Origin of the sequence: Mesorhizobium sp. M1E.F.Ca.ET.063.01.1.1 (genome assembly GCF_003998155.1) — a bacterium.
Lineage (GTDB): Bacteria > Pseudomonadota > Alphaproteobacteria > Rhizobiales > Rhizobiaceae > Mesorhizobium.
This window is the reverse complement of sequence record NZ_RZSC01001482.1, coordinates 1-576: the sequence shown is the minus strand read 5'-3', so window position 1 is coordinate 576 and position 576 is coordinate 1. Positions and strand designations below refer to the sequence as shown.

Sequence of the window (576 nt, the reverse complement as noted above, 5' to 3'; positions counted from 1 at the left end):
GACCGTATCGATCGCCGCGACCTCGGCCGCGCCGGCGGCCAGGATGGTCATCGTGCGCGCCAGGCGGAAGACGTCGGTGTAGCGGCCGCTCTCGTCACGCGCCGAGCGCGCGCCGATCGCCGCCGACAAGTCCTCAGCGCCCCAGGTCAGGCCGGCAAGCCTTGCGCTTGCTCCGGCATAGCTCGCCGCCGCCAGCACGCCGGCCGCCGTTTCGGTGATGATCGGCAGGATTTTTATGCCGCCGTCCGGCAACCCGTTCTCGGCTTCGTGCACCCGAAGCTTGGCGGCGAGTTGCTGGACATCCTGTCCGCTGTTCGACTTCGGCAGCATGATGCCGTCGGGTTTTACGGGAACAAGTGCCGCGAGGTCGTCGTCGGTCAGACCGGTCGAGAGGTCGTTGACGCGCACATAGATGGCGGAGTTGATGTGCTGCCGGCGGCTAGCGATGAAGCTCGCCGCAACCGCGCGTGCCGCTGCCTTGTTGGCGGCGGCGACGGAATCCTCGAGATCGACGATGACCACGTCGGCGCCGGCGCCAAGGCCCTTTTCCAGCTTGCGCTCGGAATCGCCGGGCAC

The 576-nt window shown here is 68.1% G+C and carries 1 protein-coding gene; it reads right to left on the bottom strand.

All coding sequences use genetic code 11. From position 1 onward, the window contains the following. Positions 1–576 (bottom strand): aldolase/citrate lyase family protein (locus EOA29_RS39355; RefSeq protein WP_127222564.1); only part of this gene is annotated, 576 nt, incomplete at both ends.